The sequence below is a fragment of the Paenibacillus sp. JQZ6Y-1 genome (genome assembly GCF_040719145.1).
Lineage (GTDB): Bacteria > Bacillota > Bacilli > Paenibacillales > Paenibacillaceae > Saccharibacillus > Saccharibacillus kandeliae.
Genome location: NZ_JBFDUZ010000001.1, coordinates 874697 through 887100 on the forward strand (window position 1 = coordinate 874697; position 12404 = coordinate 887100).

The following is a 12404-nucleotide window of genomic DNA, read 5'->3' on the forward strand; positions in this document are numbered from 1 at the left end:
TTGAATAAATCGAACGGTATATAACAGATATAAAAATCTCCCCCTTAGTATTTTGATTTTAAAATTTTGGAGCCATTTACATACTCTATAGATTTAGCTTCTGCTAAATTAAGATAAACCAAATCAGACATTAGGGCAGTCCAGTTAGTGTCTTCTCGATTTTTGTATCTTGCTTGTGCAAGTATAATTTCTTTACGTTCATTCTTCTCTAAATCAAAAGACGCTCGATATATCCATCCAGCATAACTATTATCTTCATAATTTATAATAACGAGGGGAGTTTGTTTTTCTAAAGAATAGATGTTTATCATTTCATCCCATAAATTCTCATGATGATAATAGTCAAACCCTATACGTTTTATTAATTTATAGAGTCTTCCATTATTTTTAAAAGTAGCTAAAATATATCCTGAAAGCACAGAAGAGATTATCAATCCGATTAAATAAATCAACATAAATATAGTTAAAGAGCTAGACCAAATTGAAGTTTTGAAAAATAAAAGTAATCTATTAAACCAATTCATGTTTAAGTAAATAAATGCTAAAGTATAAATCATATGAATTATTAAAGAAAAGATTATACTGAGAACAGTAGAATCAAAAGTAGAGAGTTTTTTAGTTGGAGAAAATTTAGACGCAACTTGCATACTTAAAAAACCTGGTACTAATAAAATTATGATTGTAATAAGCTGGGCGGCTGTAGGAATCATTTTTCATTATCCGTTGTTTTATTTCGATTATTCTTATCAAGTTCTAATATTTCGTTTAATTTATCTAAATCTTCTTTAGCTGGCTTCTCAAAACGGGCTGATCTTTTCTCAAAGTTTATCATTCCATTTTTTGATGTATATTTAGATTCGTCATTTTTTTTCATGGTTTTTTCTCCTAATTTAGAATTTATTATAAGATTATACAAAAATAAATTGAATTAATAAACTATATTGTTTTACTTAATAAAATGATCTAATATTTCTGGTTGATATAGTTATTTTAGTAAACAATCAATTCTAAATGGATACATTCTGAAATGAATTATTTACATATCAAAAACCATATAACAATACCGAAAATCTCCATATAAAAAAATGTTACTCCAAAATAAAAGAAAGCGCTTGCCAAACGACTAAATCGGTGGTATTCTAACTTTGGGATTGTTACTGAAAAGGCAAAACCCAGTGCATGTACAGCTTGTTTCGAGCTATATTACATGTGTTGGGTTTTGCCTTTTTCAATATCTAGTCCTGGCAGGCTGAGGATTCCACGACCGCCCATTTCACAACGGAAAGAGTGATGTGCAGATACAGTTACGTGATCTCGTCATACGCTTGTATTGGACGCCAGGAAGATTGCATGACATCAATAAGGACCTTGCTGATCTTCATACTTCAAGCTGTAACTGAATGTTCGTCCGGCATCTGAGTCCTGATGTACACCTATACGGGATAAGGAGGGCAGCCTGGATGATTATCCAGAAAATTTTTAATAATAATGCCATCATTGCCAGTGATCCGGGCAAACGAGAATTTGTCGTTATGGGACGTGGAATCGCTTTCAAAAAGAGCGCCGGTGAGCCGGTGGACAAGAGCCTCATTGAAAAAATCTTCGTGCTGCAACAAAAGGAAGCTTCCGAGAAATTCAAGCTACTGCTGGAGGACGTACCACCGGAATACATTTCGGTCTGCTACGACATTATCGAGTACGGCAAGAACAATTTGGAAGGTACCTTGAGCGATTACATTTATGTCACGCTCACTGACCATATGAATAACGCATTGCGGATGTATGATGAAGGCATCTTCAATACGAACCCGCTTAGCTGGGAGATTCGTCGCTTTTATCCCAAAGAATACCGGGTTGGTGTGAAGGCGCTGGAATTCATCGAATCAACACTCGGCAAACAGCTACCGGAGGACGAAGCCGCCAATATTGCACTTCATCTGGTCAACGCCGAACTGAACGGCTCTAGTAATAAGTTCAGCAATGTCGCCGTTCAGGCGGAGAAAATTCAAGACATTCTCAACATTATCAAGTACACGTACAATATTGAACTGGATGAGCAGTCGATCAGCTATGAGAGATTCATTACGCATCTGAAATTTTTCTTTCAACGGCTAACGCAGCCTCATAAACGGGTGCTAGAAGACGACTTCCTGCTTCGTCAGGTCAAAAGCAAATACAAATCCGCCTACCAGTGCATGTTGAAGGTGGAGAAATACCTGAGTACGGAACTGACGGACGAGGAGAAGCTATACCTCACCATTCATATTCAGCGAATTACCAGCGATACAACTGAATAAAATCATTGGATTGTTACTGGTCATGCAGGCGAAACCAACACGAGACGCTATTGGGGTCATGCTCCGATAGAAGATCTGTTTGGTTTCGCCTTTTTCTATGGAACTTCATTCAGGGAGGAATATACGATGAAATACGAAAAACTCGCGAAAGACATTATCCAAAATGTCGGCGGTAAAGAAAACGTCAATAGTCTAACACACTGTATCACACGCCTACGCTTCAAGCTCAAAGACGAAAGCAAAGCGAATACGGATGTACTCAAAAATATGGATGGTGTAGTCACTGTTATCCAAAGCGGTGGACAATACCAAGTCGTAATCGGTAACCATGTGCCTGACGTATATGCAGAAGTGAATACTGTTGGCGGCTTCGGGGGCGAAAGTTCTACAAATGTAAGCGATTCCGGCGAGAAGGTAAGTTTGTTCAACCGCTTCATTGATATGATCTCTGGCGTATTCGCACCGACTCTGGGCGTATTGGCAGCAACCGGTATGATCAAAGGCTTAACAGCACTGTTTGTGTCACTCGGTTGGCTGGTGAACACATCCGGTACGTATATTATTTTGAACGCGATTGGTGACTGTCTGTTCTACTTCTTCCCGATCTTCCTCGGTTACACATCGGCGAAAAAGTTCAATGCTAACATATTCATCGGGATGGCGATTGGTGCAGCGCTTGTGTATCCAACGTTAACGACAGTAACCGCAGGTGATCCATTGTATACCTTATTTACAGGTACACCATTTGAATCACCAGTGCATATTACGTTCCTTGGTATTCCGGTCATTCTGATGACCTATTCGTCTAGTGTTATTCCGATTATCTTATCGACGTATATTGGCTCCAAAATTGAAGGATTCTTCAAACGTGTGATTCCAAGTGTCGTTCGTACGTTCATGGTTCCGTTCTGTACTTTGCTGATTACGATTCCACTGGCGTTCATCATTATCGGTCCAATCGCAACATGGGCAGGGCATCTGATCGGTGCAGGCTTCTTGGCAATCTACAATCTGAGTCCAATCGTTGCTGGTCTGCTGCTGGGTGCGTTCTGGCAAGTATTCGTTATCTTCGGTCTGCACTGGGGCTTCGTACCGATTGCAATCAACAACTTGACGAACTTGGGTTACGATCCAATTCTGGCAGGTATGTTCGGTGCATCGTTCGCTCAAACAGGTGTTGTACTCGCAATCCTGATCAAAGCAAAAAGCACCAAGCTCAAATCACTGTCCATTCCAGCCTTTATCTCTGGTATCTTCGGTGTTACTGAGCCAGCGATCTATGGTATTACCTTACCGCGTAAACGTCCATTCGTATTGAGCTGTATTGCTGGTGCGATCGGTGGCGCCATCATCGGTGCAATGGGTACAAAAGCGTATATTATCGGCGGTCTCGGCGTATTCGGTATTCCATCGTATATCGGTCCAAATGGCTTTGACTCCGGCTTCTATGGCGCTCTGATCGGTATGGTTGTCAGCTTTATCTTTGGTTTCGTCTTCATGTTCTTCACTAAGCTGACAGACGATGTGCCAGATGGTGCAGCCAAAACGGATGGACCAACAAATGACGTACTGGTAAAACAAGAAACTGTATTCAGTCCATTGAAAGGTGAAGTTATCGCTCTGTCCCAAGTGAAGGATGAAGCATTCTCTACAGGAGCGCTGGGTAAAGGTATTGCGATTGAGCCAATCGAAGGAAAAGTCTATTCCCCAGTCGATGGCGTACTGACATCGTTGTTCTCTTCCGGTCATGCGATTGGTATCACGAGCAATCATGGTGTAGATATTCTAATCCACGTTGGTCAAGATACCGTGAAACTGAAAGGCAAATTCTTTACCCCACATGTCAAACAGGGCGATACCGTCAAAAAAGGCGATCTGCTGATGGAGTTTGATGTATCTGAGATCAAAGCAGCGGGTTATGTATTGACGACTCCCGTGATTATCTCCAATTCCGGCAATTATCTGGATGTTATCGAAACAGAGAAAAAATCGGTTGGTTATCAAGAGGATCTGCTGACTGTCGTCATCTGATTGTATTCAAACACCCTCTGCTTGTTACTCTCAAAATGGCATACATCTACAACCATATCGTGGTGCATGACAGTACAATCGTCATGCACCACGATCATTGCTTCGCTTATCTGCATCATGAATAGACACAGTATATATGCCGTTTGGAATCGATATACAAGCGGTGCACTGCTAAATCGTACGTACCATATCATCCTACAACCAAGGAGGAATGATCGATGAATACAGTTGTGAAGAAGTTTCCTGAACATTTTCTGTGGGGCGGAGCGACCGCAGCCAATCAGCTAGAAGGTGGTTACAATGAATCCGGTAAAGGACTAAGTACCTCCGATATGCTGACCGCGGGTACACATACGACTCGCCGCCGAGTAACATTGGAGCAGGAGGCGGGCAGCAACTATCCAAGTCATGAGGCAATTGATTATTACCATCGGTATGCCGAAGATATTGCGCTGTTCGGCGAGATGGGCTTCAAAGTATTCCGTATGTCTATCGCTTGGTCGCGTATTTTCCCGAATGGCGATGATACGGAGCCGAATGAAGAGGGCTTAAAGTTTTATGATAAAGTATTCGCTGAATTGAAAAAGCATAATATCGAACCACTGGTAACAATCAGCCACTATGAAGCCCCCTTTGCACTAGCGAAACACTATAACGGCTGGACCAACCGCCAGCTGGTGGATTTCTATGTTCGTTATTGCGAAACGTTATTCACTCGCTACAAAGATACCGTCAAATATTGGCTGACCTTTAACGAAATCAATATTTTGACAATGCCATTTGGCTCGTTTCTGGCTGGAGCAATTCCGCCGGAGCAAAGTGAAGAACTGGGTGCGGGACCTGATGATGAGCAGAAGCGATATCAGGCGCTGCATCATCAGTTTATCGCCAGTGCAAAAGCGGTCAAGCTGGGACACGAGATCAATCCTGATTTCCAAATTGGCTGTATGATTGCGTATCTTTGTTCCTATCCGCTAACAGCGAATCCAGACGATGTGCTGCTCGCACAGCAAAAGGATAATCTTACGAATTTCCTGTGCTCCGATGTACAGGTGCGCGGATCGTATCCGGGCTTTGCGAAGCGGTATTTTGCCGAGCAGGGATTGCATATTGCCATGGAAGAGGGAGACGAGCAGATTCTGCGGGATGGTCGTGTGGACTTTTATACATGTAGCTATTACTCGTCCACCTGCGTTAGTGCCGATCCAGAGCAGGAACAGATTGGTGGCAACCTGTCGATGGGTCTAAAAAATCCATATCTCAAAGCAAGCGAGTGGGAATGGCAGATTGATCCGCAAGGGCTACGCTGGTCGATGAACAATATTTACAATCGGTATGGCATTCCGATTATGGTAGTGGAAAATGGTCTGGGTGCAGTGGATACAGTAGAAGCGGACGGCTCCATTCATGACAACTACCGGATTGAGTATCTGAAGCAGCATATTGAAGCGATGAAGGAAGCAATCGCTGACGGTGTGGATCTGGTGGGATATACGCCTTGGGGCTGTATCGATCTGGTGAGTGCCGGAACGGGCGAGATGAAGAAGCGTTATGGCTTTATCTACGTCGATAAGGATAACGATGGCAATGGAACATTGAACCGTTCCCGCAAAGATAGCTTCCATTGGTACAAGCAGGTGATTGCTAGTAACGGAGAGCAGCTGGACCACACAACGGTAGAAGCGCTGAAAGCCTAATCTTTCTTGCATAAATGAGCATTGCCGATATGAGAAATGGTATATAGCTCTGTAATGATGGAGAAGCAATATGGCTCGTTGTAAATAGAGGGATTGGGATACTAGTTATACGGATAAGCAAAAAGAAACGGAAAAAGAAAAGGACGAGGAAAAAGAAAAGTCGGATGGTGCGAGTTCATTGCATCTTCTGGCTTTTCTTTTCGACAAAATGTGATATAAACATGGACAGTTAACAATCCAGCAATCAACCCCCTGTATAGCGTTAACAAATGTACCGTACGATGATCAAGGTACATCTATTCAGATCTAGGGGGAATCATCCAGTATGAAATCATCTACATCCAAACTTATGAAGCTTTCGCTCACGCTGTCGGTACTGGCAGGTACTTTTGGTGGTACTTACGCACATGCGGCAAACGAGCCGTCGAATGTTACTCCGGTGAAGCCATCATGGGGGTATTTTGTCGATACATATCAGAACAATACAAAGGACAAGCTGGCCGTGAATAGCAATCCGGTAATCGGTACTTTGTCTGGCTTTAACAAGCTGTGGACACCGGGGCAGAGCTGGGATTCAGGCACCAAGCTGAACGAGTCCATCTTGAATATGAATATCCAGAAGGTCATCAATATTGCGAACAAGCGCACCGCTGCACAAGAGCAGCAGGCATATCTGGATGATCGTCGCAATCAGAGCTATAGCGTGATGGATGGACTCGGTTCACTAACGGACGTATATCGCAAAGAAGCCGGTGCAACAACGACGGTGACAGATGTACCTGCCGATGCAACCAGTCAGAAGTATGACGATGAAGGCAATAATGCAGGTGATCCCAACTCCAGTCTAGGCAGCGTTGTTGGACTGGTTAATAAGCTGCGTGGTGATTATTCATCCAGTAACCCAGCGAAAAGTTATTTTGGTTATAAGCGTCCCTTCCGTTGGAGCCCAGAAGCAGCTGTTATTCCGACACTTGTGCCGCAGATCAAGTCCGATCCGTCTAGTGATGGAGGCTATCCAAGCGGTCACACCAATGCCGCCTACTTGAGCGCGTTTGCGATGGCATATGCGATACCAGAGCGTTATCAGGAACTGCTGACGAGAGCATCTGAGCTGGGGAATGATCGAATCGTTGCTGGAATGCACTCGCCGTTTGATGTGATGGGTGGTAGAGTGATGGCAACGGCGCTGGCAGCAGGTATTTTGAATGATCCAGCGAATCGGGAATTGAAGCAGGCAGCGTATGCTCAGGCACAAAAGGAATTGATGTCGCAGACCGGTACTGCCAAGGACCGTTTTAGCAACTACCAATCCAACAAGCAGGTGTACACGGAGCGTTTGACATATGGCTTCCCGCAAATCACGGCTTCCAACAAACCGGTTTCCGTTCCAAAAGGTGCTGAAGTCTTACTAGAAACACGCCAACCTTATCTGGATGCTACACAGCGCCGCTGGGTATTGGCAACTACAGGATTGGCTTCTGGTTATCCAGTGCTGGATGATCCAGAAGGCTGGGGACGACTCAATCTGTTCGCCGCAGCTGACGGCTACGGAGCGTTTGTTAGTAATGTTACCGTGACGATGGACGCCTATAAAGGTGGCTTTAACCAAGAAGACAGCTGGCGCAACGCCATTTCCGGCAAAGGTGGTCTGATCAAAAAAGGTACAGGTACGCTACATCTGGCAGGCAAAAACAGCTATACGGGTACAACAACACTGCTCGCTGGTACGCTGGAAGGCGATAACGGCTATGCCTTTGGACGTGGCGATGTGAACAACCAAGGCGGCACACTCGTCGAGAATGTCAAAGGCTGGCTGGTGATCGGTGGAGATTACAAACAATCCGACAAAGGAACCTTGGAGCTGAACATCGGTAGCGCATCCGATCTGCTACAAATTAACGGCAAAGCCAGCTATGGCGGCAAATTGAAGTTGCACTTTGCTAAAGGATACGCTCCAACGAGTATGATCAAAATCATCGCGAGCGATCTATCACGGAAGCATGGCACCTTCGCCTCCATCGAAGCGACAGGATTGCCAAAGGGCTATACAGTGAAGCCAGTCTATAGCAATACAAGCGTAAAAATACAGATTGTGAAAAAGGAAAAATAATGCTCATCTCTCTTTAAATAATCCTATGTCATCCCCCTGTAAAGCCATTTGCAATCTGGGCTTTGCAGGGGGATAATTTATGGAATGGGCATCTATCATCATGAGCTATATAGTGTCAGTCAAACGCTAGATCAGATAACATCCAAGGGGGATTGTACATGTATTCGACATTGCGTTATACATTAGAAAGCAATGGTACTACATATGAGAATGACAGTCTTCAAGCATCGCTGTTCGTCGATCTGATTACAAATCTGGATGTGCAGGATTATATCGTGCTGGAGCCGTCAGAGCCGATCGAAGGAAGTATATATATGCAGATGGCTGCATTGGAGCAAGATGGGCAGATGGTGGCAGAGATTCGTTTCATCAACAATCAGATGAAAAACGGATTTCAGCATTATAGCTATACAACCTCGGATCGAACGATAATGATTCGCTATATTCTGGATTACTGGGGTCATCAGCGATTGCCCAATCTAGAAGCTTGGCAGGATGTGACGGATGAATTTACTTGATGAAGAGGGTATAGACATATATAAGATTTTACCGATGTACGTGTCGTCAATATGAATTTGGTTAATTATTGTTAGAAATAGACTGCCGTTGTTAAGCGACGTTGTGAAGTGACGTGTCAGACTGCTTCATGATCAGATAAGCTGCAAACGTCTGCTCAATCAACGATCAAACGTGGAAGGCGAGGACCAATGATGAGTGAACATCGCGAGAATGATGCAACATGTACCAATACAGCTGGGCATCCGCTACGCTGGGATCATACGGTTCATTATGTCAATAATCTAGATGAAGCGATTGATACATTTCAGCAATATGGGCTGCATGCTTTTCGCGGCGGATCGCATCCAAAGTGGGGAACGTACAATGCGCTCAGTTATTTTGGGCTAGAATATGTAGAGTTTCTCGGTGTTGAGGATCGAGATAAGGTGCAGGCTGCTGATCCTGCTCATGTTGTTGTGCGCGATGCGCTGACTGAACTTCCCGTGCATCAGCGTTTTAGTCGGGTAGCCATACGTACGGATGATATTGAGGCGGTGTGGCAATCCTTGAAGCAGCATGAATTGCAGTTGTCGGAGATTCTGGATGGTGAACGCCGCGATGCATCTGGTAATCTCATTCAATGGCGGATGTTTATGATTGGCGGTGATTTTGAAGGATTGCCGTATCCATTTTTTATTCAATGGAGTGGCGAGGATGAGCAGCGATTGGATCAACTAACGAGAGCTGGCTTGGTTGCACCGCATCCTGCTGGGGATACGGAATTGTTGTCAGCCTTGTTCGGCGTTGTCCATCCAGAGGCTGCCGCAAATCACTGGCATGAACTGTTTGGGTTAGAAAAGGAATCGTCTGCACCGAACACACTGCGAATCGGTAAGCATTATTTCAGCTTTGTACAGGCAGTAGAGCCGGGCATCACGGCATTGACCTTCCGCACGAACGCCGAATCATTACTAGCACGCGCGATCGAGATCGGCGGCGGACAGTATCGCTTTATCGCATCCGATGTAGAGCTGGATAGCTTGTGATCATGTAAAAGAAGGGAAATAGACAGTCGTTAGTTTCATACGCAAAAGCCTCTATCGCTGGAGATAGAGGCTTTTGCGTATGGATATAAGTAGAATAAATTGCATGCAAATTTATTTTCAGAAACTATCTATAATCTATTGACTTCTCCTACAGAAGAGTTATAATAGTCAAAGAAAGTCAAAGTCAGAACACATTGATCAAACGTCAAACTGACCTTTCCTGATCAATGAAAGATCTATTCTTGGATCACTGTTCTGCATCGTCGCAATAGTATATGATTGCGCCCGCCGATCCTTATCGTGGTAGAAGATACTTCAAGTGTTGTAATACATCTTATGTGAACAACCAATACCATATTCCTACAACCCGACGGACAGCGGTTCTATCCTTTTCGCATCATCCGGTGAATACCGGCACTCTCCCGTCTACGTACGGATTCTTATTTACGAAAGGGGCAAATTTTTATGCGTTGTCAACATTGTAATCAGAATGAAGCTACAGTAGGGCTTCAATTCACAATTAATCATAAATCCGAGAAAATGGTACTGTGCCAAGACTGCTATGCCAAAATGAATAGTGGTGTTCCATTCGCAGCTGGCTTTGGTCCTTCTCCTAACGGCATGTCGTCCATCGACGAGCTGTTCAAAAGCTTGCTACAGCCCAATGCCCGCTCCAACGGTGCAGCATCTAACGATAATCAAGCAGCAGGTCGCACAGCTTCATCCCGCAATGGTGGGAATGGTCTGCTGGATCAATTGGGACGCAACCTGAATGATGCCGCTCGCAATGGCAAAATCGATACCGTTATCGGGCGTGATGAAGAGATCGAGCGTGTTATCGAAATTCTTAACCGTCGTAACAAAAATAACCCCGTCCTGATCGGTGAACCGGGCGTTGGTAAAACCGCAATTGCCGAAGGTCTGGCACTGCGTATTACCGAGGGGAATGTACCGTCCAAGCTGCTAGGCAAAGAAGTGTATTCCTTGGATGTCGCTTCTCTTGTAGCGGGAACTGGTATCCGTGGACAGTTTGAAGAAAAAGTAAAACAATTGATCGCTGAGCTTCAGGAGCGCGACAATATCCTGCTGTTTATCGACGAGATTCATTTGCTGGTTGGTGCAGGTTCTGCTGAAGGTTCGATGGATGCAGGCAATATACTGAAACCGGTGCTCGCTCGTGGTGATTTGCAAGTGATCGGTGCGACAACACTCAAGGAATATCGTCAGATTGAAAAAGATGCTGCGCTGGAACGTCGTTTCCAACCGGTGATGGTGAATGAGCCAACTGTACAGGAAACTGTCGATATTTTGAAAGGGCTGCGTCCGAAATACGAAGAATTCCACGGTGTACGCTATTCCGATGAAACAATTGCTGCTTGTGTACAGCTATCTCACCGTTATATTCAGGATCGTTTCCTGCCGGACAAAGCGATTGACCTGCTGGACGAAGCCGGTGCTCGCTTGAATCTGAGAGCATCTGTTGGTGACGATAGTCAACTGCGTAGTCGTCTGGAACAGATCAAAGTGGAAAAAGAACAGGCAACAGCTGCTGAACAATACGAACGTGCTGCTGAGCTGCGCGATCAGGAAGCGATTTTGCTGGAAAGTCTGAATAAAGGCATCAGTGCTGGTGAACCAGTGGATGTGCAGGTTGATGACATTCAGCAAATCGTAGAACGCAAAACTGGTATCCCAGTCGGCAAACTGCAACAGGATGAGCAGAGCAAAATGAAACATCTGGCTGCTCGTTTGGAAGACAAAGTTATCGGTCAGCATGAAGCGGTTGAAAAGGTAGCGAGAGCGGTACGTCGTAGCCGTGCCGGGCTGAGACAGCAAAATAAACCGATTGCCTCGTTCCTGTTCGTCGGTCCAACCGGTGTCGGTAAAACGGAATTGTCCAAGTCGCTGGCAGAGGAATTGTTCGGTCAGCAAGATGCTATGATCCGTCTGGATATGAGCGAATATATGGAGAAACATTCCGTGTCCAAACTGATCGGTTCCCCTCCGGGTTATGTCGGTCATGAAGAGGCTGGTCAACTGACCGAGCGTGTACGTCGCAATCCATACAGCATTATCTTGCTGGATGAGATTGAAAAAGCACATCCAGATGTACAGCATATGTTCCTGCAAGTGCTGGACGATGGACGACTGACTGACAGTCAAGGTCGTACCGTCAGCTTCAAGGATACGGTCATCATTATGACCTCCAATGCAGGTATGGCGGAGAAAAAAATCACTGTCGGCTTCTCTGCACCAAAAGCGGATCAGACGCGTTCGATTCTGAGTTCGTTGGGAGCATACTTCCGTCCTGAATTCCTCAACCGGTTTGACGCAATCATTCCATTTGCTTCGCTGAAAGCGGAGGATTTGATTCAGATTGTGGATCATATGCTGAATGATATTCAGACTACGCTGAGCGAGCAAGGCATGACGCTTGATATCTCTGATGAAGCGAAACGCAAATTGTCCGAACTCGGTTATGATCCTGCCTTTGGCGCTCGTCCATTGCGTCGTGTGATTCAGCAGTATGTCGAAGACGGCATCACTGATCTGGTACTGGACGACGAGCAGGTTCGCCGTATTCACGTAACGGTCGAAAATGATACCATTCAAGTGACCAAAGCGGGTTAATAATAGCACTCGTATGAACGGTTTATGTTCATCTGTTAGATATATAATGCAAAAGCACCTTTCCACCAACGCTTCCTGTAGGGAAGACGAAGGG

At 44.8% G+C, this 12404-nt stretch carries 9 protein-coding genes; 7 read left to right on the forward strand and 2 right to left on the reverse strand.

The annotated features are described in order from the left end of the window. Positions 1-44: 44 nt before the first annotated feature. The gene (locus ABXR35_RS03850; protein WP_367055683.1) at positions 45-710 is read right to left on the reverse strand and encodes a DUF6338 family protein; all 666 of its coding nucleotides are present in this window, start codon (positions 708-710) and stop codon (positions 45-47) included. Continuing rightward, complete coding sequence (locus ABXR35_RS03855; RefSeq protein WP_367055686.1) at positions 707-874, reverse strand: hypothetical protein; 168 nt, start codon at positions 872-874, stop codon at positions 707-709. The genes ABXR35_RS03850 and ABXR35_RS03855 overlap by 4 nt, the downstream gene beginning before the upstream one ends. 586 nt (positions 875-1460) lie before the next feature. Between ABXR35_RS03855 and licT the strand changes: the two genes are divergently transcribed. The 7 genes from licT (at position 1461) to ABXR35_RS03890 (ending at position 12310) form a co-directional block, all read left to right on the forward strand. Further along, a complete protein-coding gene (gene licT, locus ABXR35_RS03860; protein WP_367055689.1) occupies positions 1461-2297 on the forward strand; it encodes a BglG family transcription antiterminator LicT in 837 nt (278 codons plus the stop codon). A gap of 126 nt (positions 2298-2423) precedes the next feature. Next, complete coding sequence (locus ABXR35_RS03865; protein ID WP_367055692.1) at positions 2424-4328, forward strand: beta-glucoside-specific PTS transporter subunit IIABC; 1905 nt, start codon at positions 2424-2426, stop codon at positions 4326-4328. Positions 4329-4546: 218 nt separating this feature from the next. Beyond that, positions 4547-6025, forward strand: coding sequence for a glycoside hydrolase family 1 protein (locus ABXR35_RS03870; protein WP_367055695.1), 1479 nt, complete (start codon positions 4547-4549; stop codon positions 6023-6025). A 325-nt stretch (positions 6026-6350) separates the two neighbouring features. Further along, positions 6351-8135, forward strand: a complete 1785-nt coding sequence (locus ABXR35_RS03875) for an acid phosphatase (protein ID WP_367055698.1) — start codon at positions 6351-6353, stop codon at positions 8133-8135. A gap of 158 nt (positions 8136-8293) precedes the next feature. Next, the gene (locus tag ABXR35_RS03880; protein ID WP_367055701.1) at positions 8294-8653 is read left to right on the forward strand and encodes a hypothetical protein; all 360 of its coding nucleotides are present in this window, start codon (positions 8294-8296) and stop codon (positions 8651-8653) included. 189 nt (positions 8654-8842) lie between these two features. Beyond that, complete coding sequence (locus tag ABXR35_RS03885) at positions 8843-9679, forward strand: VOC family protein (protein ID WP_367055704.1); 837 nt, start codon at positions 8843-8845, stop codon at positions 9677-9679. A gap of 465 nt (positions 9680-10144) precedes the next feature. Next, a complete protein-coding gene (locus ABXR35_RS03890; RefSeq protein WP_367055707.1) occupies positions 10145-12310 on the forward strand; it encodes an ATP-dependent Clp protease ATP-binding subunit in 2166 nt (721 codons plus the stop codon). Positions 12311-12404 lie beyond the last annotated feature (94 nt).

What these genes read in the sequence shown, in the direction of transcription:
- ABXR35_RS03850 (WP_367055683.1), bottom strand. Translation starts at nt 710, where the DNA reads ATGATTCCTACAGCCGCCCAGCTTATTACAATCATAATTTTATTAGTA.
- ABXR35_RS03855 (WP_367055686.1), bottom strand. Translation starts at nt 874, where the DNA reads ATGAAAAAAAATGACGAATCTAAATATACATCAAAAAATGGAATGATA.
- licT (WP_367055689.1), top strand. Translation starts at nt 1,461, where the DNA reads ATGATTATCCAGAAAATTTTTAATAATAATGCCATCATTGCCAGTGAT.
- ABXR35_RS03865 (WP_367055692.1), top strand. Translation starts at nt 2,424, where the DNA reads ATGAAATACGAAAAACTCGCGAAAGACATTATCCAAAATGTCGGCGGT.
- ABXR35_RS03870 (WP_367055695.1), top strand. Translation starts at nt 4,547, where the DNA reads ATGAATACAGTTGTGAAGAAGTTTCCTGAACATTTTCTGTGGGGCGGA.
- ABXR35_RS03875 (WP_367055698.1), top strand. Translation starts at nt 6,351, where the DNA reads ATGAAATCATCTACATCCAAACTTATGAAGCTTTCGCTCACGCTGTCG.
- ABXR35_RS03880 (WP_367055701.1), top strand. Translation starts at nt 8,294, where the DNA reads ATGTATTCGACATTGCGTTATACATTAGAAAGCAATGGTACTACATAT.
- ABXR35_RS03885 (WP_367055704.1), top strand. Translation starts at nt 8,843, where the DNA reads ATGATGAGTGAACATCGCGAGAATGATGCAACATGTACCAATACAGCT.
- ABXR35_RS03890 (WP_367055707.1), top strand. Translation starts at nt 10,145, where the DNA reads ATGCGTTGTCAACATTGTAATCAGAATGAAGCTACAGTAGGGCTTCAA.